The organism is Polynucleobacter rarus, from assembly GCF_003072505.1.
GTDB classification, from domain to species: domain Bacteria; phylum Pseudomonadota; class Gammaproteobacteria; order Burkholderiales; family Burkholderiaceae; genus Polynucleobacter; species Polynucleobacter rarus.
Map to the genome: position 1 here is coordinate 1196508 of NZ_NTGB01000001.1, position 21198 is coordinate 1217705.

Sequence of the window (21198 nt, forward strand, 5' to 3'; positions counted from 1 at the left end):
GTTACATCATTCTAAAATTAAGCAATTTGTAGCAAGTTCGTTGCGGATTGTAGATCAACCGCCACAACCCTTGAAACCCCCTGCTCTTGCATGGTAACACCGATTAATTGGTTGGCTATTTCCATCGTAATCTTATTGTGTGAAATAAATAAAAATTGCGTATTTTTTGACATTTTGGCAACAATATCAGCATACCTGGCAGTATTGGCATCATCCAATGGCGCATCCACCTCATCTAACAAACAAAACGGAGCTGGATTGAGCTGAAACATTGAGAAAATTAAAGCAATCGCTGTTAGTGCCTTTTCACCACCGGACAATAAATGAATGGTAGAGTTTTTCTTACCAGGGGGTTGAGCCATTACCTGCACACCAGAGTCTAGTATTTCATCACCAGTCATGACAAGTTTCGCGTTACCACCTCCGAATAAGGCGGGGAATAAAAGCGCAAAATGTTTATTCACCTCATCAAAAGTACCTTGTAAGAGTTCACGCGTTTCACCATCAATTTTTAAAATCGCATCCGTTAAAGTCTGAATTGCCTCATTTAAATCCGCAGACTGTGCATCTAAAAATCCTTTTCTCTCTCTAGATGACTTTAACTCATCCAAAGCGGCCATATTCACAGGACCTAAAGACTGAATGCTACGCTGAATATCATTGACTTGGGATTGCAATTGATTGACCTTGACCCCCTCATTCATGAGTTGAGAAATCGCATCAATATTGGCTTGCGCCTCTTCCAATAAAGCCGCAAATTGCTCAACCGTCAATCTAGCTGCTTGTTCTTTTAACTGTGCAGCAGTAATCCGTTCGCGGATGGGATTAATATCTCTTTCAGTGGTCAATCTATTTTCATCAAAGGCTTTAATGTCGAACATTAAACCATCAAAAATAGTCCTTGCTTGGGTAAGACTTTCTTCCGATTCAGAGCGTTGTTCCAATAAATCTTGTAGTCGATCCTGGTTTTGGATACTACTCACTTGTTCTAATTCCAACTGATTTTGCAAGGTCTTTTGTTGCACAATTTCAAGTTGTTCTTGAGCAGTTTGAATATCTTTGGTAAGGTCAACTTGGCGTTGCTTTAATGAACGCAACGTGAAACTTGCTTCCTGCACTGAGGTCATCATATCTTGACGCTTTTGCATACCCATTTCGCGACTCGCAATCAGGGCCTGATTTTCGTTTTGCAAAATTTCATAAGTGCTAGCTAATTCGTCTAGTTGAGCAGTAATTTCCTCAGACAACGCAGCATTCTCTAATAAAGAACCGGCATGTTCTTCTAATGTATTTTGAGCTTCTTGTAAGCTAATGTTTAACTGTTCAGCTTTTGAAAAGTAATCAATCTCAGCCTGACGTAACTGCATCGTTTCAACCTCAAATCGATGAGCATCCTTCACCGCTTGCTGGGCATACAAACGATCCTCTTGAGCCTGAGCATAGGCGGCTTGATAGTTCGATTTCGCAGAACTATTTTCCAGCTGTGCTTCTTCGAGCATCATGAGGTCAGATTTAAGTTGTTTTTCTAAATCTTCAATTTCTTTCGCTCTTGCAATCAAGCCAGCTTGTTCATTATCTTCAGCATAGACCTGAACGCCAACCCGAGAAACAATGTGCCCTGACTTGGTAACAAAAATTCCGCCGTTGGGGAGCTCTTTACGTTTTGACAATGCTTCACTGACTGTATCCATCACATAGATGTTATTTAACCACTCGTTTAAAACCTGAGTCAGTCCTAAATCTTTGACTTTGACGCGACTAGCAAATGGTGTGAACTGACTAAGTTGTGGTGATTTGATTGATTCATTTTGGGTGTTGTGCTCAAACCAGGCGACCCGTCCAGGTGGTTTTTGATCCACAAAAGTAAGGACGGCCTCAAGCTGGGATGACTCAATCGCGCCCAATCGCTCATGCAAAATAGCCTCAATAGCAGGCTCCCACCCTGTTTCTACTTGAATTTTTTGCCATAGTCTCGGTAGATTCGCTAAATTATTTTTATCCAACCAAGGTTTTAATTTTCCTTGCGCTTGAATTTGCGCCTGGATATTTTTTAAAGCGTTTAATTTTGCTTGTGTCTGACTAATCGCCGCATTTGCTTTTAATAAAACTTCCTGGGCCTTTGCGCTAGCTTCTTCAGCTTGAGGAATATTTGCCTCTGCTTGCTGTTGCTTTAATTGGGCTTCATCTCTTTTTTTAATGGCATTTTCATTACGATCAATCGCCATTCCAAGTGCTTCTTCATCCGGTTTAATTAACTGATCTAAATCAATTTTTAGACGGGCAATGCGTTGTTGTGTTTGTTGCGTTTGATTAGATATTCCTTGCGATACAGCACTTAATCGAGCGATTTCTTTTTCTTGATGATTAATCGCTTGGCGGGTTGATTCAACCTTGCCCTTAGAAGTATTCCACTGTTCCTCAATCAAAGACATTTCTGATAAGTGCTGGGCTAATAACTCCTGATAAGTTGCTTCTTTTTCAAGAGCTTCTTCTATTTCTTCCAAAATTAGACCAATTTGCTCTTGAGCAAGTTGAAGTTGAGTATCCCAGCGGGTTTGTTGATTGGCTAAATCGGCTAATTGTTCAGTAAGCCGCTGTTTTGAGTTGTCATTAAAACGTATTTCTGACTCTATTTGAGAAATAAGTGCGTTGACTTCATACAGCTTACCTTGGGCATCATTGACTTCATTTTGTAAATCGAACTGAAGACTACGCTTGGACTCTAGTTCCGATTCAACGGATCTTAACTTTGCCGTGAGTTCTTCGAAAGCTAATTGTTGTTCACGAATCACCATTGCTTGGGTGTTTTGTTCTTGCTCGCCTTCTATTTTTCTCATTAACCATAACAAATGTTGCTTTTCTGTCATGTTTTTTTGATAAGTTTGGAACTTCTCAGCAACCTCAGCTTGTGATTCAAGTTTTACTAACTGACTGTCCAATTCCCGCAAGACATCCCTGACACGCGTAAGATTTTCTTGAGTGCTTTCAATACGAGATTCCGTTTCTCGGCGACGTTCTTTATATTTAGACACGCCTGCGGCTTCTTCGAGAAAGATTCTTAATTCTTCGGGCTTAGCCTCAATAATTCTAGAAATCATGCCTTGGCCAATAATGGCATAGGCACGCGGACCTAAGCCCGTTCCAAGAAACATATCTTGAATGTCTTTTCTTCTAACATTTTGTTGATTAATCAAATAGTTAGAAGTGCCATCTCGAGTCAAAACACGTTTCACAGAAATTTCGCCAAAGGCTGCCCATTGGCCTTGTGCCTTACCGTCAGTATTATCAAAAACGAGTTCAACGCTGGCTCTGCCTGAGGGCTTTCTGAGACCGGAGCCATTGAAAATAACGTCTTGCATGGACTCTCCACGCAATTCACTAGCCCTTGACTCGCCCAATACCCAACGGACTGCGTCGATAATATTCGACTTCCCGCAACCATTCGGACCGACAACGCCAATTAATTGGCCAGGCAGGTCAAAGTTAGTAGGATCTACAAAAGATTTAAAACCAGCAAGTTTGATTGATCTAAGTCTCACAGCAATTCATTTTCAGTCAAATAAATTAAGATAATATCAAGAGTAAGCAATTTTCTCTGACTTTTATCAATAAAAAGTCTTCACGATATAAAATAGTGCTTATTTTCCTACTGAAATTACAACATTCAATTAACTATGACAAACACAAATAACCAGCCATTAGAAAACCTCATCAATCTTGCTTGGGACGATCGTGCCAATATCAATCAACAAAACGTTACTGCAGAATTAAAAAATGCTGTCGCAAGCGTTATCGATGGCTTAAATAACGGTAGTTTAAGAGTTGCCACTAGGGTCAGTGTGGGTAACTGGACAGTGAATCAATGGGTTAAAAAAGCAGTTCTGCTGTCATTCAAATTACAAGATAACGAAGTGATGCCTGCAGGAGGTTTTACGCAGTTTTATGACAAGGTACCTAGTAAATTTGCAGATTACACGGCCGCAGATTTTGCCGCAGGCGGATTTAGAGTTGTTCCACCAGCCATTGCTAGACGTGGATCGTTTATCGGTAAAAGCGTTGTATTAATGCCATCCTACGTCAACATCGGTGCTTATGTAGATGAAAATTCGATGGTTGATACATGGGCAACTGTTGGATCTTGCGCTCAAATCGGTAAAAACGTTCACCTGTCAGGTGGCGTTGGGATTGGTGGTGTTTTAGAACCTGTTCAGGCTGGGCCAGTCATTATTGAAGACAACTGCTTTATTGGTGCCCGTTCCGAAGTTGTGGAAGGCGTCATTATTGAAGAAAATAGCGTTTTATCGATGGGTGTTTATATTGGTCAAAGCACCAAAATTTATGACAGAGAAACTGGCGAAGTGCATTATGGCAGAGTACCTGCCGGCTCTGTTGTGGTTCCCGGTTCAATTCCCTCGAAAGATGGCAAATATAGCTTGTACGCCGCAATTATCGTTAAAAAAGTTGACGCTCAAACTCGTGCTAAAACAGCGATTAACGATTTATTAAGAGATTAATGAGTTCCATGTCGATCAAAATTTTTGGAATCCCCAATTGCAATACTGTCAAAAAAGCACGAGATTGGCTGACAAGCAATGACATTTCCTATGAATTTATTGATTTCAAAAAACAAATACCAACCGAGCCTCAAGTGCTAGGTTGGTTGGCAAAAGTTGAACTTGACCAGTTAATCAATCGCAAGGGCACCACTTGGCGTTCCCTATCTGAAGAACAGCAACTATTAGCGCAAACGCAGGATGGGGCAATCGCCTTAATGGTTTCCAAACCATCTGTGATTAAACGTCCGGTACTACAATCTGGAGATGAAATGATGTTGGGATTTGATGAAGTCAAATACGCCAACTTTTTTAAATAAAGCTTATGCCTGAAAATCAATTAACAACTACCCAACAATTAGCACAAGGTCTGATTGCCCATCCCTCTGTAACACCAATGGATGGTGGGATTCAACAGTTAATTGCGAGTCGCTTAAAACAACTCAATTTTAGTTGCGAGACAATCATGAGCGGTCCAGACGATTTTTTAGTTACCAACTTATGGGCTATTCGCAGAGGCACTGACGGAGCTCAAGCTAAGTGTCTGGTCTTTGCCGGACATACCGATGTAGTACCGCCTGGCCCCATGGATAAATGGAATACTAACCCCTTTGTGCCAGTGATTAAAGACGGCATTTTGTACGGTCGCGGAGCAGCTGATATGAAAAGCTCTTTAGCAGCGTTCGTTGTGGCAACGGAAGAGTTTGTCCAACAATATCCTATGCATGCAGGTTCGATTGCGTTTTTATTGACCAGTGATGAAGAAGGTCCTAAAAATACAGATGGCACCGTTGTTGTGGTTAATAAATTAAAAGAGAGACAAGTGAAACTGGATTACTGTATCGTTGGTGAACCAACGAGTAGTAAAGTTTTTGGAGATACCATCAAAAATGGTAGACGTGGCTCGCTATCAGCTAAATTAAGTGTTAAGGGAATTCAAGGTCATGTAGCCTACCCTCATTTAGGGCGTAATCCAATCCATCAAGTTGCTCCCGTATTAGCTGAATTAGCACAAATTCAATGGGATAAGGGTAATGAATATTTCCCACCAACAACTTGGCAAACCTCCAATTTTCATGCAGGTACTGGCGCAACGAATGTAATTCCTGGTGAGGCTGTGATTGACTTTAACTTCCGATTTGCTTCAGTAAGTACCGCATCTAGCTTGGCTAAACAAGTAGAAGATATTCTCAATAAACATCAGTTGGAATATGAAATATCTTGGAACCAAGGGGGCGAGCCCTTCTTGACCCCGCGGGGAGAATTGTGTGATGTTTTACAATCTGCAATTAAAGAGACAACCGGTGTAGATGCAGAGTTGTCTACAACAGGCGGAACGAGTGATGGTCGCTTTATTGCAAAAATTTGTCCGCAAGTGGTTGAATTTGGCCCCATCAATGCCACAATTCACCAAGTAAACGAAAATATCAAAGTAGATGATATAGAATCTCTTAAAGATATTTACTTTACCGTATTAAAAAAATTAATGATTCAATAAGCAATCTTTATTAGAGACAACTGTATATCCTTGGAAGAAGACCCGCAAAGTTTTGATCAAGCCATTGATCAAATTACTGAAATTTTAAATGGCTCAAATGTCTATTTTGGTCATGGTGCACCCGAGGCACCTAGCGAAGCCTTGTGGCTGATTGCTCATTGTGTTGGCATTTCACCAGTGCAAGCTCTCGATCATTTGGATGAACCTTATGATGCAGTGGCTTTTGCAAAAGCATTGAAAATTGTCGAGGAAAGAATTAAAACCAGAACTCCCCTTGCTTATCTTCTAAAAGAAGCTTGGTTGATGGGTCACTGTTTTGAATGTGATGAGCGTAGTATTATTCCCAGATCTTTTATTGCAGAATTGATTACTCAAGGTGATCTGGATGATTTCTTACCACCGGATGGGAAAGCCTTAGATTTATGCACTGGTAATGGCTCTTTAGCCATTCTCCTTTCATTGAACTATCCAGATATCCAAGTTTGTGCCAGTGATATCGATTTAAATGCCCTCGCCCTTGCCCAAAAAAATATTCTTAGCTACGAATTATCAGAAGTAATTGAAATTATCCATAGTGATTTATGGATTGATTTACCTGAACCAAATGAAGAGAATCGATTTGATTTAATTATTTGTAATCCCCCTTATGTCAATCAAACGACGATGCAAAAATTACCTGCAGAGTATTTAAAAGAGCCCTGGTTGGCATTAGATGGTGGTGAAGATGGGATGACACTCATTCGTAAAATTATTCAAGATGCGAAAAACTATTTGAATGAAAGAGGGGCTCTAGTCATCGAAATTGGAAACGAATACGATAACTTTATTAATGCTTTTCCAGAATTAGAAGTCCAGTGGCTTGAGGTTTCAAGTTCTAATCGTCAAGTTTTACTTATCTTAGAAGAGAACCTTCCTCAGTAAAAATTCGAATCTTTTTAAGTGTCAATCTAACTGATATCAAATTGTCGAATTAGATTTGTTAACATCGTACGAATTTCAGGTGGAATTGGAGTCGGTTTTTGATCATTTCGATTCACATAAACATGGGTAAATCGACCTAAGGCACATAGCGCTGGGTCATCATTTTTAAAAATACCTAAACGATAAACAACGCTTGAATTACCTATTTTTTCAACGGCAATTCCCACAAAAACCTCATCAGGAAAAGTGATTGAGGAAAAAAATTGACAATGGTTATCAACTACAAGACCAACAACTTTACTCTCTTGAAAATCAATGAAACCTTGTTCTACCAAGTTTAAATTAACGGCTGTGTCAAAAAAAGAAAAATAGACAACATTATTCACGTGCTGATAAACATCGTTATCCGACCAACGGGTAGAGATTCTGACAATTTTCGGAAAGTCATCGCGAGTGAGGTGAGGAACTTTAGGCATTGAAAGATTCTAAATACTAAAAATCACGAACTAACTGTAAAGCGACTTCAATTCTTTCAACAGCATGAATTTCCATTGAATCAAACTGAACTCCTTTAGGCATATTAGCCTTGGGAATAATCGCTTTTTTGAAGCCTAACTTAGCTGCTTCTCGCAGGCGTTCTTGCCCCCTTGGACAAGCTCTAATCTCACCAGCAAGACCAACTTCACCAAAGACGACTAAATCTTTAGGAAGTGCTTTGTTTTTTAGAGAGGATTGAATAGCAAGTAATACTGCTAAGTCTGCTGCAGGTTCCGAAATTTTCACACCCCCCACCGCATTTAAAAATACATCTTGATCAAAGCATGAAATACCGGCGTGACGATTCATCACAGCTAGTAACATGGCCAAACGATTTTGTTCAAGACCAACCGCTAGTCGTCTAGGGTTAGGAATATGAGAACTGTCCACTAAAGCTTGAATTTCTACTAAAATTGGCCGACTCCCCTCTTGCGTAACGAGCACACAAGCACCAGGAACCGAGTCACTACTTTGGGATAGGAAAAGTGCCGATGGATTATTAACGCCCTTTAAGCCTTTTTCTGTCATCGCAAAAACGCCTAACTCATTAACGGCTCCAAAACGATTTTTAATGGCTCTTACTAGTCTAAAAGAAGACTGCGTATCCCCTTCAAAGTACAAAACAGTATCGACAATATGTTCCAATACACGTGGTCCAGCAATATTTCCTTCTTTAGTCACATGACCGACTAGGATTAAGGAAATACCAGTCGATTTAGCTAAGCGAGTTAGTTGCGCGGCACATTCACGAACTTGCGCTACAGAACCTGGGGCAGAAGTTAGTTGATCAGAATAAACAGTTTGAATCGAGTCAATGACAGCGACCTTAGGTCTAGCTGATTCCAGAGAGTGTAATATTTTATCCAACTGAATCTCAGGATATACGACTAAATCAGGCGCGTCACTATCGATCCTTTTTGCTCTCAGTGCAATTTGAGCAGCAGACTCCTCTCCACTTACATACATTACTGGGATGGATTCAAGACTTAGATTTGCTAGCGTTTGTAATAACAAAGTGGATTTTCCAATCCCTGGATCCCCGCCAATGAGTACCACTCCAGCATCAACAAGACCACCGCCCAAAACCCGGTCAAACTCCGAAATCCCAGTTGAGATTCTCCCAAAGTCCTCAAGCGCAATTTCTGAGAGCTTTTGGTTAGGGGTAGTTTTAGCAATACTGGCATAGCGATGCTGTGTCTTTTGCTCGATAGTTTCTTCTAGAGAGTTCCACTCATTACATGCAGGGCATTGCCCTTGCCACTTAGGAAAGTCCGCTCCACAGGCATTACAAACATATTGTGTTTTATTTTTAGCCATGATCAAAAAGGAGAAGTGTTGCGGTTTTCTTGAGCACGTTTAGCCGCATCATTTCGACGCTCCACAACTTCCGCCTCTCGCAGTGCTTTTTCACGTTGCTTTTCCTCAAAACTGGCACGGTTGTTGGCTCTGATTTGCACTTGCTTAGGATCAGCTCTTTCGGCTATTCTTTGCTGATCTTCTTCGTCTTTAATCGCTTTCTTTACCTCTCTTTGACGAGTATGTAGTAAATTTTCCTGCTCAAAAAGATCTTTTTCTTCTCGTTGTAATTGTTTTTTTGCTTTGGTCGTGCAATTGGTCGTAAAAAATAAATCTTTACACGCTTGCACATCCGAATCAAAGCGAAATTTTACCCAATCTCTTTTTAAGTCTAACTGTTCTTGAATTTGATCTAACTTTAAAAGCTCATTTTCCAGAGTGGGATTGGCCGTTGCAAATCTTATAAAACTACAACATATCAAAAAGCCAATAGGCCAAAGTTTAAGCACTGATTCTGGTCCTTTAGCCGAGTTGCAAGGCTAATTGATAAAGATGCGTTGATCTGGCACCACTTCTACAAAAAGCCAAAATAGGTTTTGGTAAAGCATCCAAAAGTTCTGACATTTGCTGTACCTGAGCTTGAGTAATTTGACCGCTAATGACTGGAAGATAGGCAAAAGATAAACCAGCGGCTTTAACTACTTGTTCAATATCGGTATGCAGAGGTTGGTCAGTCCCTCCTTCAAAATCAGGTCTGTTATCGATCACAGTTTTATAGCCTGCAGCAGCAATTTCTGGAATATCTTCAGCAAAAATCTGACCAGCAGTTCCAAATTGACTATTGTGTGAAATGATTGATACTGACATGTGATTTCCTTTGTATAAAGTGGGTTTTAAGTTATTGGATTAATACTGTCAAACAATTACTGAATCTGAGATAGACCTTGAGCCAAGTCGTTGATTAAATCATCAACATGTTCAAGTCCAACAGACAAACGCACCAAACCTTCAACAATACCAGCCTTTTCACGATCAAGTGGCGGCATTCTACCGTGGGTGGTTGTAGCAGGATGGGTAATCGTCGTTCTGGTATCTCCTAAATTTGCCGTAATCGAGCAGATTTTCGTTTGATCAATCACTGTCCAAGCATTTTGTCGTCCACCTTTGACAATAAATGAAATCACTGCCCCGCCCATCTTTTGCTGTTTCATGGCAAGTGCATGTTGTGGGTGCGACTCAAGTCCAGGATGCAAAACACGCTCAACAGCAGGCTGACTTTCTAGCCATTTAGCGAGCTCCAAAGCGTTTTGACTTTGCTTCTCAACGCGCAAGCTTAGAGTTTCAAGGCCTTTTAGTAAAACCCAAGCATTAAAGGCTGACATCGTAAATCCAGCGCTACGATTGAGGGTAAATACTTTAGAAATAAATTCTTTTGATCCTAAAATCGCCCCACCAAGAACACGCCCTTGACCATCTAAAAACTTTGTAGCGGAATGGGTTACAACATCTGCTCCGAGTTTTAAAGGTTTTTGTAATACTGGTGAGCAAAAACAGTTATCAACTACAAATAATGCATCATGCTTTTTAGCAATCTTAGAAATACCAGATATGTCAGCAATTTCAGTCAATGGATTCGAGGGACTCTCAATAAATACCATCTTGGTATTCGGACGCATTGCATTTTCAAATGCCTGTAAATCAACTAAATCCACATAACTCGTTTCGATACCAAACCGAGAGAAAATATTACTAAATTGTTGGATCGTTGATCCGAAGACGGCTCTGGAACAAACAATATGATCACCCGTCTTGAGATGTGCAGCCGTAATAGCAAAAATAGCTGACATCCCAGAAGAGGTTGCAATACAAGCTTCCGCTTCTTCTAAGGCAGCTAGACGATCCTGAAACATCGAAACGGTTGGATTAGTAAATCTAGAGTAAATAAAGCCTGTTTCAGCGTTAGCAAATTTTTCTGCAGCCTCCGCAGAGTTTGCATAGACAAAACTCGATGTCAGAAATATTGCCTCTGAATGCTCATTAAAATTAGATCTTAATGTACCTGAGCGAACAGCTAATGTCTCAGGATGGAGAGGCTTAGAAGAAAAGGAATCTGTGGTCATGGAACTTCGCTTTGATTAATCTTTTTGGGTTAATTGAAGATGTAATTGTGATCTCGAAAAATCAGAGCTATCACTAGCACGATCCGCCATTGATTCTGGATTGATTCTAGAAGCCTCAAGAGCATCCAAGTAAGACGGGCTAATGTTTCCAGCAACATAAACACCATCAAAACAGGACGCATCAAAATTGTTGATAATAGGGTTAATATCTCGGATAGCTTGTTTTAAATCTTCAACATCTTGATAAATTAATTGATCAGAACCAATCATGTCATTGATTTCCTCGGTAGTACGACCATAAGCGACTAACTCACTGCGGGTCGGCATATCGATACCGTAGACATTTGGAAAACGAACCGGTGGCGCTGCTGAAGCAAAAATAACTTTTCTAGCTCCTGCCATCCTAGCCATTTGCACAATTTCATAAGAAGTAGTTCCGCGAACGATAGAATCATCAACAATTAAGACAGATTTGTTATGAAACTCTACACGCATAGCATTTAATTTTTGACGTACGGATTTTTTACGAACAGCTTGACCAGGCATGATAAAAGTTCTACCGATATAACGGTTCTTAAAAAATCCCTCTCGATATTCAATTCCTAGATGTTTAGCAACTTGCATAGCTGCTGGTCTACTTGAATCTGGTATAGGCATAACTACATCGATATCGCTTACATCTGTTTCACGACTGATTTTTTTGGCAAGGTAATCACCCATCTTCATACGCACATCAAATACTGACACCCCATCAATACAAGAATCTGGTCTTGCCAAATAAACATATTCAAAAATACAAGGATTTAATTCAGCATCAGCCACAATTTGACGGCTTGCAAAATTGCCATCTAAATCAACAAAAATCGCCTCACCGGGAGCAATATCTCTGACGAACTCGTACCCAATACCTTCAATTGCAACAGACTCTGAACTAACCATCCATTGGGTTTTACCTTGGCCAATATCCATTCTGCCAATGCATAAGGGGCGTATGCCATTGGCATCACGAAAAGCAAGTAAACCATAACCAGCAATCATGCTGACGACCGCAAAAGATCCCTGAAGACGACTATAAACTTTTTCTAGAGCTGTAAATGCAGAGTTTGCATCTAATGCAATGCCCTCTGTAGAATGCTGGATTTCATCAGCTAGAACATTTAGCAGTACCTCTGTGTCAGAGCTGGTATTAATATGCCTACGATCACGATAAAACATCTCATCCCGAAGAGTGGCAGCATTAGTCAAGTTTCCGTTATGAGCTAATACGATTCCAAAAGGTGCATTAACATAAAAAGGCTGAGCCTCTTCTTCACTGCTTGCTGAGCCGGCTGTGGGATAACGAACCTGGCCAATCCCAGCTTTGCCTATGAGGCTACGCATATTTCTAGTTCGGAAAACGTCCCTGACTAAACCGTTTGCTTTATGCATATAAAAAGATCGACCATTGGTTGTCGCTATTCCGGCGGCATCCTGCCCACGATGCTGTAATAGTAATAAAGCATCATAGATTAATTGGTTAACTGGTTCATTTGCAACAAAACCGACAATTCCACACATAATTAACTTTCAGATTTATTTGGATTTTCGAATATCGGTAGCTTTTAATAATTGACTAGCCCAATCCTCGGGAAGCCAACTATGAAAAACTCCAACAAGCGTTTCAATTGCTGGTCTGGTTATAGCATCTTGCCATTCAATTGTTTTTGGAAGTTCAGTTAAAGCAACTAAAGCTGAAATGACAACCACGATTAAAACACCTCTAAAGGCACCAAAAACACCTCCCAACAAACGATCAAATAACGATAGCCCAACTGAAGAGATTAATCTTCCAATAAAGCCAGTCAGCATTTTCCCTAAAATCAAGGCTCCTAAAAACACCAATAAATATGCCAAAATAACCTTAATCATATGGCTAATTGCTAAGGTATTAAGTAAATAATCAATCGCTAGTTGGTAATAAGTTCCTGCCACATAAATTGCAATCACATAGAAAACTAAAGAGAGCGCTTCTTGAATTAGGCCACGAACCAAGCCTACTAGAATTGATAAAAGTACAATTCCAATAACAAAAAAATCAATGGTTGTGAAGGCAATGTTACTCATAATCTTTATTTATTGATTTCAACAATTGTTGGGGAAAGCTTCAAGCCTGCTAGAGCACTAATTTTTTTCTCAGCACTAACGGCTTCTTCTTTGGAAGCAAAGGGACCAGCTTGAATAAAATACAGCACTCCAGAATCAGGCGCTTCTCTTTTTTTCTCAACCACTTTAGTTGATATATTCAACTCTTTAATTTTCGCCGTCACCTCTTTAACACGATCATTACTCGATAACGCAGCAACGCGAAGGATAAATTTAGCACTTTTGTTATCTACCTTCGCGGCAGGAGTCGGTGAATTGACAATCACCTCACCCGGATCAGTTTGAAGGCTACCTTTTTTAGAAACAGCTTTGGAAGATTCGTTACCATCATTTGTTGGTTTCAACTTTTCCTGGGAAGCAGTAATGGAGTTTGTGTCAGGCTTATCCTCAGCAGATTTTTTTTGAGCCAATGCTTTTTCATTGACTGGATCAACTGGATTCTGCTTAGTTGAATTATCTTGAGGATTTGTGTCGTTCGTATTTTTAGAGACCACCTTCCCCTCATCCTGTTGGGTATCCGAACTGTTGGGGCTATTTGTAACAGACTGAACCACCTTAATAACAACATCATTGTTAATTTTTTTAGGCTCGGCATCAAACAATTTTGGCAGGCCAATTACGGCTATTAACAATAAAAAACCAGCACCAATCAGACGATGTCTCGCTCTTTGGACTTCTGGATTTTCCGTCAAAATATCTTCTTTTTCCAGCTCTACTTTGGATTGACGAGCCCGAAAACCAGGCTCAATTTTTGCCTGCACTGGCTCTGGGGGATTCTTTTTGAAAAAAGATGGCAGTGAAATCATGCAGTTAAATAATCGTATTTACTGTGGCAAACACAAAGTTTTTTATTGATTAACAAAATTTTCCAATACCTATTTAGAGAGCTTCATTTGAAAGCTTATTAGTAAATTAATGTTTTTTATTCTTTCGGAACTCTAGAACACCTGATACAGTGAAGAAAGATCCGAACACTACAATTCTATCATTTTGACTGACCTGAATAAGGCTTTTTGCGTATGCTGTTGCAGGTGAGTTAAATACTTCTACTCCTGAAATATCACTATCTTTCACACCAAGGTCTCTCAAACGCTGAGATAAATAGACTGCTGAAGCGGCCCGAGGGGTTGGCAAATCAACACAATACCAAAAATCCACTATTTCTAGCATGGGTTTAATCACCGCATTAATGTCTTTGTCTTGCATCATCCCGAAGATTGCGTAGGTATAGGGGAAATACCCCATCTTATCCAAACTCTTCGAAAGCGTTGCGCTCGCATGTGGGTTATGGGCAACATCTAAAACTATCGTAGGCTGACCGGGAATGATCTGAAATCTACCAGGAAGCTCAACCATTGCAAACCCATTACGAATGGACTGAACGCTGACAGGTAGTTTATCTCGTAACGCACACAGGGCAGCTAAAACCCCAGAAGCATTTAGAAGCTGGTTTGCACCTCTTAACGCAGGATATCCAAGCCCTGAAAATCTTTTACCACGACCATTCCAGGCCCACTGTTGCTGATCGCCCTGAAAATTAAAGTCAACGCCGGGTTGCCAGAAGTCAGCACCAATCGATTTTGCATATTCAATTAAACTTTTGGGAGGCATCGGATCAGCACAAATGGCTGGTTTGCCAGTTCTGAAAATTCCGGCTTTTTCAAAGCCAATTTCTTCACGGGTATTGCCAAGAAATTGTTGATGATCAATATCAATACTGGTCACAATCGAACAGTCAGCATCAATAATATTGACTGCATCCAAACGACCACCAAGGCCAACCTCTAAAATCACCACATCAACTGGGGCCATGGAAAAGCACAACATGATAGCTAATGTAGTAAATTCAAAATAAGTTAGCGTTACTTCGGGTGCAATACTTGCCCGTGCTTGCTCTACTAGCTGAAAATACTTTAGTAAAGTCTCTGAACTCACATTTTCGAGATTGATTCTTGCACGCTCATTAAATACCGATAAATGTGGCGAAGTATGACAGGCAACCTTGTAGCCAGCATTCGCAAAAATAGCTTCTAGAAAAGCACAAGTTGAGCCTTTGCCATTTGTACCACCAACAATAATCACTGGTATCTTAAATTGAAGGTCTAACTTTTCTTTTACTTGATTAATACGAGAAAGCCCCATATCAATCCCCACTGGGTGAGCTGACTCCAAATAGGAGAGCCATGCATCTAAATCGTCAAAGTACATCGGGGTCACAGCATTCATAAAAGATTTAAGGACAATTTATATTTTAAATTGTGCTTTATGCGATCAATTCTTGGGGTTGTTTAAGCAAAAGTGCTAAAAGCTGAACGATTTCTGTCCGCATTTCTCTTCTGTCAACAATCATGTCAATCCCACCTTTTTGTAACAAAAATTCAGCTCTTTGAAACCCTTCAGGTAACTTTTCGCGGACAGTTTGTTCAATCACTCGTGGGCCAGCAAAACCGATTAAAGCTTTCGGCTCAGCCATTACAACGTCTCCCATAAAAGCAAAACTAGCAGAAATACCGCCCATCGTAGGATCGGTTAAAACGCTAATATAAGGTAGCTTTGCTTTTGATAATAAAGTTAACATGGAATTGGTTTTAGCCATTTGCATCAACGACAAAAGGCTTTCCTGCATTCTGGCACCACCTGTAGAAGATACACAAATAAATGGCACCTTCTGTTCAATTGCCATTTGAACGCCTCGAGCAAAACGCTCTCCGACTACTGACCCCATTGAACCACCCATAAACTCAAATTCAAAACAGGCAATTACAACCGGCAAACCTTGCATAGTCCCACCAAATACCACCATTGCATCGGTTTCACCACTAGCTTCCATCGCTTCTTTGAGGCGATCAGGGTATTTTTTGGTATCTTTAAATTTTAAAGAATCTACTGGCAAAATTTCTTGACCAATTTCATAACGGCCTTCAGGATCTAGTAAGAAATCTAACCGTGCACGTGCTTTAATGCGCATGTGATGACTACATTTAGGACAAACAGACAGGTTGGACTCTAAATCAGTTCTATATAAAACAGCCTCACAGGATGGACATTTAACCCACAATCCCTCAGGCACAGATTTCCGATTAGCAGGATTGCTTGGTTGGATTTGGGGTGGAAGTAATTTATCGATCCAACTCATTGGGTCATCCTAAAATAAAGTTATGCATCAAGCGCAACACGAATTTCTGTTAGAAATTGTTTGAGTAATTTTAACCCTGTTTCAGGGGGAGCAGACTCTAATAATTGCACAATTGCACTACCAATTACTACTGCGTCAGCCGTTTGACTAACCGCTTTGGCTGTTACTGCATCACGAATTCCAAAACCAACTGCTATAGGGGTATTTGTTTTTGCCCGTATATCACCAATAATGGAAGTAATACTCGTTGTATTTAAATTAGCCGCTCCTGTAACACCTTTTAAGGAGACATAATAAATATAGCCATGGGCAGCCTGCGCAACCTGTTCAATGCGTCCCATACTTGATGTCGGAGCTAATAAGAAAATCGGATCAATCCCTACTTTCTTCAGTTCATCTGCAAATTCAACACACTCCTCTGGTGGATAGTCGACAATTAAAACGCCATCGACGCCAGCTTTAGAAGCTATATCTGCAAAATGAGCCCACCCCATTCTTTCAATCGGATTAGCGTAGCCCATTAAAACAACTGGCGTGTGATGGTTTTTTAGACGAAACTCTTTGACCATCCCAATACATTTTTCTAGATTGACACCTTTTACTAAAGCTCGTTCAGAAGCTCTTTGGATAACGGGACCATCGGCCATTGGATCTGAGAATGGAACACCAAGTTCTATTACATCCGCCCCAGCATCAACTAAAACATGCATCATTTCAACGGTATGACCTGGATCAGGATCGCCCGCCGTTATGAATGGGATTAATCCCTTTTTTTTATTTTTTGCTAAATCTTCAAAAACTTGTTTTATTCTCGACATGGACTTCAATTTCCGTTTTTATTAATTACAGTTTTACTTTGGTATGTTGAGCGACAGTATGCATATCTTTATCACCACGCCCAGAAAGATTTACTAAGATTGTTTTATCTTTAGGCAAAGTTTTGGCTAATTGACAGGCATAAGCAATCGCATGACTTGTTTCCAAGGCTGGAATAATACCTTCAATGCGACAGCATTGATGAAAGGCTTCAAGAGCATCATCGTCACTTACGGCAGTATATTGAGCACGATTAATGTCTTTTAACCAAGCATGTTCAGGACCCACCCCAGGATAATCAAGGCCAGCAGAAACAGAATGTGTTTCCATAATTTGACCATTTTGATCTTGAATTAAATAGGTACGATTACCATGCAATACGCCAGGAGTTCCAGCACATAGCGCGGCAGCATGACGACCAGTAGCAATACCATCACCGGCAGCTTCAACACCAATTAATTGCACTTCAGGGTAGTTAATATAGGGGTAAAAAATACCCATTGCATTCGATCCACCACCCACGCAGGCTAAAACATAATCAGGTTGTCTACCCGTCATTTCAGGCATTTGTGTAATGCACTCTGTACCAATAACGCTTTGAAAATCTCGAACCATCATAGGATAAGGATGTGGCCCTGCAACAGTGCCGATGATATAGAAAGTATTTTCTACATTCGTTACCCAGTCACGCATTGCTTCATTTAAAGCATCTTTTAGGGTTTTAGAACCGGATTCTACAGGCACTACGGTTGCACCTAACAAACGCATTCTATAAATATTTTGTGCTTGCCGCTCAACGTCCACACTACCCATATAAATAATACATTCCAAACCAAAACGAGCACAAATAGTAGCAGTTGCAACCCCGTGTTGACCTGCACCTGTTTCAGCAATAATTCTTGGCTTACCCATCCGCTTGGCAAGTAAGGCTTGACCAATCACATTATTGATTTTATGAGCGCCAGTGTGATTTAGATCTTCTCTTTTGAAATAAATTTGGGCACCACCAATTTCATCACTCCATCTTTTGGCATGATAAATTGGACTAGGTCTGCCAACAAAATGCTTCAGCTCACTATTAAACTCTGCAACAAACTCAGGGTCATGTTGATATTTTGCATAAGTTTGTTTTAACTCTTCTAAGGCAAACATCAAGGTTTCGGAGACAAATACTCCACCGTAAGGACCGAAATGACCACGTTGATCTGGAAAATCGTACATATTAACTGCCTTTAAATGAATTGAATTGATCTGTTAAACGAACTGCATCTACGAATTGCTGCATCAAATTAGGATCTTTATTTCCACGGGTGATTTCCACACCACTCGAAATATCAACACCTAAGGGTTGAAAATAAGCAATAGCCTCAGCTACATTGTGAGAGTTCAACCCACCACTCAAAACGACCCGATGCGCGTTTTCTTTTATCCATATTTCTGGTATTAACTGCCAATTAAAGGTTTGTCCACCGCCGCCATATCCCTCAACTACAGCATCGAGAATCCAGGCAGCACATTCATTATATTCAAGGCAAAAATCTTGCAATGAAAACTGATGATCAATTCTCGCAGCTTTCATCCATGGCGTAGATTGAGCAATCTCAGCACAACGCTTTGCTGATTCATTGCCATGAAATTGCCAAATATCAACCCGTACCTGAGAACGAATCTCTGCAACCAGCTCATCACTCGGATCTACCACGAGTGCAACAACTTCTATTTGATCATTCAATATAGAAGTTAATTGTAATGCTTGTTGAGGTGTGACGTACCGGGGACTGGGTGGAAAAAAAACCAAGCCAACCGCCTCAATGGTAAGAGTGTTGGCAGTCATCATATCCTGTGGCTTACTTAAGCCACATATCTTGATATTGGTATAACCATTTTGACGTTGAAGTAGTCCCACTAATACGCTCTCTATTCTAGATTTGGATCATCAAAACGGCTTGAAAATGCTTGATCTAACAAGTGTGGCGGAATCACACTGTAGCCAAAATTCGGTGCTGGTATTTCAAAGTCATTAGGATACTGCACTTTTACTAAATATAGCCCATCTGCAGAAAAAGTGGGGGCTGCAATCTTGCGACTACGTTGCTCTATTAAAAAAGCAATCCACTCTGGCGATTGCTTACCTTTACCTACTTCAATCAAACTACCTACGATATTTCTGACCATATGATGTAAAAATGCATTAGCTCTTAGAAAAAAATAGATCCTTTTATCCTCTTCTACAATATTTACTTGATACATGGTTTTTATTGGCGTTTTACTCTGACATTCCGATGACCTAAAGCAACTAAAATCTTGTTCACCAATTAAATACTGAGCACCCTCACGCATCGCTTGTACATCTAAACTTTTGCCATAAGGTAACATGACATAGCCTGCTTTTTTATTTAATAAGGGTGTCTTGACTGCAGAGGAAATTAAAAGGTAGGCATAAGATCTCTCATAAGCGCTGAACCTAGCATGGAATTCGAATGGTACTTCTTTTGCCCACTCTATGCTTACCGTAGATGGCAAATAAGTATTAATACCTCTGATCCACGACCACATTGGGCGATTAATGGAAGTGTCGAAGTGCACGACTTGCCCCAACGCGTGCACCCCAGAATCCGTGCGACCTGCAACCGTGACTCGAAATGACTCATCTAGCTTGCCACCTAAAAATTTACTAATTGCTGATTGCAGAACATCCTGAACGGTATTTTTGTGAGTTTGACTTTGCCAACCCAAAAAACCAGTCCCGTCATATTGAATGCCTAGGGCAATGCGATATAGATGTTCTTCCATCCGAGCTTCAACAGCTTAGGCAATTTGAAGCAAATATTTTTTTGCTTCACGAAGAACATCAGAACTACCATCCGCCCCTAAACCAACTATCTCTTGTAATAGAATTTTTGCAGTTGGATAGTCATGAATTTTTATATAGGATTTAGCAAGGTTCAAGCGTAATTTTTGGTCTGAAACACTCGGGATATTTCTATGAGGCTTGGCATTATTAATTGCAATACCGTGATCTTCGTTTTTTAAAAGATTGGCAGTTGTAGCAGTCGATAATGAAGAAGGCGAATCTAAATTCAAATCGAGCGTTGCAAAAATGTTCTTAGCAAAGCTAGGTACTTCTTGGGAAGAATTACTTAAAGAAGATTGTCCGTTTGATCCTGAATTACGATAGTGGAAAAAATTGCCATAAACAAATACGAGGAATAAGCCAAAAACTACTAAGAACTCCCAGGCTGAATTAATATGAGAATTAAAAAAGGCGAGTATTTCATCCCAAGTTGATGATTGATTCGATTGCTTTTTGAGATCAGCGATATTTTTTTTAATTTCATTAATTCTTGCTTGGGCTTGTTCAATGACCTTCTTCTGAGCGATCAATTCTTCTTCTAACTTCGTTTCTAGTAAAGTTTGATCAGAAACGGTTTCCGATGAACTTAACAATAATCTATCTTTGCTTATCGAGGCAGAGTCCAGCATTTTTTCGGAGGGCTCCTGCCACAATTTGAGTTGGAAATTTTCCTGAATATTCGAACTAAAAGTTTTTGCTTCATTAATCGGAATGGATTCAACCATGGATTGACTTGGAATTTCTAATTGCGCACCAACTTTAAGTCGATGGATATTACCCGCAATAAAAGCTTTGGGATTCAACCGGAAAATGGCAGTCAGGGCTTGATCAAAAGAGGCCTGCGGCAACTCCGGCATCAGAGACTGGGTTATTCTTGAAAGGTTATCACCTGGATTAACAGTAACTGGTGTTTTATTCGAGTTTAAAATTGTATAAACTCTCACAAGTTTCCCTCCCGTCCAACTGAGTTCTATCAGTATTTCATTGAATAACTCTTCTAATGGAATAGGGTTTGCCGTTTTCACTGTAATGACGGTGGGCAGTTGATTTGAGTTTCTTTCGATTGATAAAGAAAAGTTATCTATATCAATGGGTTGTTTTAAACCATATTGCTCATACACTTCTTTAGCCGGGAAATTCACTTTGAGTTGAGATAACTGTCTCAACTCTTGCTCATTTCCTAAAATCGCGATTTTTGCTTTAAATGGGTCTGAACCATTCGATAAAACCTGGATATTACCCAAAGTTAAAGACCAAACACTGGAGCTAAAACAAATCCCTAGCAAAAGGATGAGTCTAGTGAACCATTGTGTTTTAGTATGCAA

Annotated in this window: 20 protein-coding genes; 4 read left to right on the forward strand and 16 right to left on the reverse strand. The window is 40.2% G+C overall.

What is annotated here, in order from left to right:
• Positions 1-17 precede the first annotated feature (17 nt).
• Positions 18-3539: a chromosome segregation protein SMC gene (gene smc, locus AOC35_RS05610; RefSeq protein ID WP_108646160.1), complete on the reverse strand. Its 3522-nt coding sequence runs from the start codon at positions 3537-3539 to the stop codon at positions 18-20.
• A gap of 135 nt (positions 3540-3674) precedes the next feature.
• Between smc and dapD the strand changes: the two genes are divergently transcribed.
• The 4 genes from dapD to prmB are packed head-to-tail and all read left to right on the forward strand — an operon-like array spanning position 3675 to position 6972.
• Positions 3675-4514 carry a 2,3,4,5-tetrahydropyridine-2,6-dicarboxylate N-succinyltransferase gene (dapD, locus tag AOC35_RS05615; protein WP_108646161.1) on the forward strand — a complete coding sequence of 280 codons (840 nt, stop codon included), beginning with the start codon at positions 3675-3677 and terminating at the stop codon, positions 4512-4514.
• An 8-nt stretch (positions 4515-4522) separates the two neighbouring features.
• Positions 4523-4873: an arsenate reductase gene (locus tag AOC35_RS05620; RefSeq protein WP_211307480.1), complete on the forward strand. Its 351-nt coding sequence runs from the start codon at positions 4523-4525 to the stop codon at positions 4871-4873.
• A 5-nt stretch (positions 4874-4878) separates the two neighbouring features.
• Positions 4879-6051, forward strand: coding sequence for a succinyl-diaminopimelate desuccinylase (gene dapE, locus AOC35_RS05625; protein WP_108646163.1), 1173 nt, complete (start codon positions 4879-4881; stop codon positions 6049-6051).
• Positions 6052-6081: 30 nt separating this feature from the next.
• Positions 6082-6972 (forward strand): 50S ribosomal protein L3 N(5)-glutamine methyltransferase, encoded by an 891-nt coding sequence (gene prmB / locus AOC35_RS05630; RefSeq protein ID WP_108646164.1) that lies wholly within the window; start codon positions 6082-6084, stop codon positions 6970-6972.
• 26 nt (positions 6973-6998) lie between these two features.
• Here the strand turns inward: prmB and AOC35_RS05635 are convergent, their stop codons facing one another.
• The 15 genes from AOC35_RS05635 to AOC35_RS05705 all read right to left on the reverse strand — a co-directional run bounded on the left by AOC35_RS05635 (position 6999) and on the right by AOC35_RS05705 (position 21198).
• Complete coding sequence (locus AOC35_RS05635; RefSeq protein WP_108646165.1) at positions 6999-7448, reverse strand: acyl-CoA thioesterase; 450 nt, start codon at positions 7446-7448, stop codon at positions 6999-7001.
• 16 nt (positions 7449-7464) lie between these two features.
• Positions 7465-8826 carry a DNA repair protein RadA gene (gene radA / locus AOC35_RS05640; RefSeq protein ID WP_108646166.1) on the reverse strand — a complete coding sequence of 454 codons (1362 nt, stop codon included), beginning with the start codon at positions 8824-8826 and terminating at the stop codon, positions 7465-7467.
• Between the two features lie 2 nt (positions 8827-8828).
• On the reverse strand, positions 8829-9314 hold the full coding sequence (locus tag AOC35_RS05645) for a hypothetical protein (RefSeq protein ID WP_108646167.1): 486 nt from the start codon (positions 9312-9314) through the stop codon (positions 8829-8831).
• 13 nt (positions 9315-9327) lie between these two features.
• Entirely contained in the window at positions 9328-9672 is a 345-nt protein-coding gene (locus tag AOC35_RS05650) for a protein tyrosine phosphatase family protein (RefSeq protein WP_108646168.1), read from the reverse strand.
• Positions 9673-9728: 56 nt separating this feature from the next.
• On the reverse strand, positions 9729-10925 hold the full coding sequence (locus tag AOC35_RS05655) for an O-succinylhomoserine sulfhydrylase (protein ID WP_108646169.1): 1197 nt from the start codon (positions 10923-10925) through the stop codon (positions 9729-9731).
• A gap of 15 nt (positions 10926-10940) precedes the next feature.
• Positions 10941-12482, reverse strand: a complete 1542-nt coding sequence (purF, locus tag AOC35_RS05660; protein ID WP_108646170.1) for an amidophosphoribosyltransferase — start codon at positions 12480-12482, stop codon at positions 10941-10943.
• 15 nt (positions 12483-12497) lie between these two features.
• Entirely contained in the window at positions 12498-13028 is a 531-nt protein-coding gene (locus AOC35_RS05665; protein ID WP_108646171.1) for a CvpA family protein, read from the reverse strand.
• Between the two features lie 5 nt (positions 13029-13033).
• Positions 13034-13873 (reverse strand): SPOR domain-containing protein, encoded by an 840-nt coding sequence (locus AOC35_RS05670; protein ID WP_108646172.1) that lies wholly within the window; start codon positions 13871-13873, stop codon positions 13034-13036.
• Positions 13874-13979: 106 nt separating this feature from the next.
• Positions 13980-15293 carry a bifunctional tetrahydrofolate synthase/dihydrofolate synthase gene (folC, locus tag AOC35_RS05675; protein ID WP_245898437.1) on the reverse strand — a complete coding sequence of 438 codons (1314 nt, stop codon included), beginning with the start codon at positions 15291-15293 and terminating at the stop codon, positions 13980-13982.
• A 37-nt stretch (positions 15294-15330) separates the two neighbouring features.
• Positions 15331-16203 (reverse strand): acetyl-CoA carboxylase, carboxyltransferase subunit beta, encoded by an 873-nt coding sequence (gene accD, locus AOC35_RS05680; RefSeq protein WP_108646173.1) that lies wholly within the window; start codon positions 16201-16203, stop codon positions 15331-15333.
• Between the two features lie 20 nt (positions 16204-16223).
• Positions 16224-17021 (reverse strand): tryptophan synthase subunit alpha, encoded by a 798-nt coding sequence (trpA, locus tag AOC35_RS05685; protein ID WP_108646174.1) that lies wholly within the window; start codon positions 17019-17021, stop codon positions 16224-16226.
• Between the two features lie 25 nt (positions 17022-17046).
• Positions 17047-18240 carry a tryptophan synthase subunit beta gene (gene trpB / locus AOC35_RS05690; RefSeq protein WP_108646175.1) on the reverse strand — a complete coding sequence of 398 codons (1194 nt, stop codon included), beginning with the start codon at positions 18238-18240 and terminating at the stop codon, positions 17047-17049.
• A gap of 1 nt (position 18241) precedes the next feature.
• Positions 18242-18925: a phosphoribosylanthranilate isomerase gene (locus AOC35_RS05695; protein ID WP_108646176.1), complete on the reverse strand. Its 684-nt coding sequence runs from the start codon at positions 18923-18925 to the stop codon at positions 18242-18244.
• A gap of 11 nt (positions 18926-18936) precedes the next feature.
• Complete coding sequence (gene truA / locus AOC35_RS05700; RefSeq protein ID WP_108646177.1) at positions 18937-19812, reverse strand: tRNA pseudouridine(38-40) synthase TruA; 876 nt, start codon at positions 19810-19812, stop codon at positions 18937-18939.
• Positions 19813-19827: 15 nt separating this feature from the next.
• Positions 19828-21198, reverse strand: coding sequence for a FimV/HubP family polar landmark protein (locus tag AOC35_RS05705; RefSeq protein ID WP_108646178.1), 1371 nt, complete (start codon positions 21196-21198; stop codon positions 19828-19830).

Excerpts from the sequence above, each read along its gene's own strand:
- folC (WP_245898437.1), bottom strand. The coding sequence starts at position 15,293 with ATGAATGCTGTGACCCCGATGTACTTTGACGATTTAGATGCATGGCTC.
- AOC35_RS05670 (WP_108646172.1), bottom strand. The coding sequence starts at position 13,873 with ATGATTTCACTGCCATCTTTTTTCAAAAAGAATCCCCCAGAGCCAGTG.
- accD (WP_108646173.1), bottom strand. The coding sequence starts at position 16,203 with ATGAGTTGGATCGATAAATTACTTCCACCCCAAATCCAACCAAGCAAT.
- AOC35_RS05635 (WP_108646165.1), bottom strand. The coding sequence starts at position 7,448 with ATGCCTAAAGTTCCTCACCTCACTCGCGATGACTTTCCGAAAATTGTC.
- AOC35_RS05665 (WP_108646171.1), bottom strand. The coding sequence starts at position 13,028 with ATGAGTAACATTGCCTTCACAACCATTGATTTTTTTGTTATTGGAATT.
- radA (WP_108646166.1), bottom strand. The coding sequence starts at position 8,826 with ATGGCTAAAAATAAAACACAATATGTTTGTAATGCCTGTGGAGCGGAC.
- trpA (WP_108646174.1), bottom strand. The coding sequence starts at position 17,021 with ATGTCGAGAATAAAACAAGTTTTTGAAGATTTAGCAAAAAATAAAAAA.
- dapE (WP_108646163.1), top strand. The coding sequence starts at position 4,879 with ATGCCTGAAAATCAATTAACAACTACCCAACAATTAGCACAAGGTCTG.
- AOC35_RS05650 (WP_108646168.1), bottom strand. The coding sequence starts at position 9,672 with ATGTCAGTATCAATCATTTCACACAATAGTCAATTTGGAACTGCTGGT.
- dapD (WP_108646161.1), top strand. The coding sequence starts at position 3,675 with ATGACAAACACAAATAACCAGCCATTAGAAAACCTCATCAATCTTGCT.
- AOC35_RS05620 (WP_211307480.1), top strand. The coding sequence starts at position 4,523 with ATGTCGATCAAAATTTTTGGAATCCCCAATTGCAATACTGTCAAAAAA.
- purF (WP_108646170.1), bottom strand. The coding sequence starts at position 12,482 with ATGTGTGGAATTGTCGGTTTTGTTGCAAATGAACCAGTTAACCAATTA.
- truA (WP_108646177.1), bottom strand. The coding sequence starts at position 19,812 with ATGGAAGAACATCTATATCGCATTGCCCTAGGCATTCAATATGACGGG.
- AOC35_RS05655 (WP_108646169.1), bottom strand. The coding sequence starts at position 10,925 with ATGACCACAGATTCCTTTTCTTCTAAGCCTCTCCATCCTGAGACATTA.
- trpB (WP_108646175.1), bottom strand. The coding sequence starts at position 18,240 with ATGTACGATTTTCCAGATCAACGTGGTCATTTCGGTCCTTACGGTGGA.